Annotated in this window: 1 protein-coding gene; it reads right to left on the minus strand. The window is 67.6% G+C overall.

Going from position 1 to position 615, the window contains the following annotated elements; translation table 11 throughout:
• On the minus strand, positions 1–488 hold a 488-nt coding region (locus AC5RWU_RS24495), incomplete at its 3' end, for an IS110 family transposase (RefSeq protein WP_493986767.1).
• Positions 489–615: the final 127 nt, after the last annotated feature.

Raw genomic sequence — 615 nt, forward strand, 5'->3', positions numbered from 1 at the left:
GGGGCCGCCCAGGCAGGATCGAGCTCGTGCAGGTGCCAGCGGAGCCGGCTGATGACGCGGGTGCGTTCGGCGACGAGGTCCTCGCGGTGGTCGACCAGGAGACGGATCTCGCGTTCGGTGCCGTCGAGACGGGCGACGGGCAGATCGGGTTCCCGCAGGGCGGCACGCGCGATCGACAGAGCGTCGATCGGGTCGGACTTGCCGAACGTGCGGGCGCTGTTTCGAACATGGGACATCAGCTTCGGAGGCACCCGCACGACCTGTTCGCCCGCCGCAAGGAGGTCGCTTTCCAGTCGTCTGCTCAGATGCCGGCAGTCCTCGATCGCCCAGAGCCGTTCCTGATCCTCATGCTTGTTCGCCCATGCCAGCAAGGCGAGATGGTCGCTGCTGGTCGTGCCGATCGTCTTGACCGCGATCTGCCTGCCGACCGGGTCCGCGATCACGGCCGTGTGGGAGCGCTTGTGCGCATCGATCCCGATGATCACCATGGTCCTGTCTCCTTTCCTTTTACGGGTAGGGGGGCAGGACCGGCCGGTCGGCATATCCCAGTCAGGGGCGATGCCACGCTCCTCTCAAGCCAGGCCGGCCGGTCCGTCCGTGCCAGCCGGCCGCACT

The organism is Arthrobacter sp. B0427-1-12 (assembly GCF_059092905.1).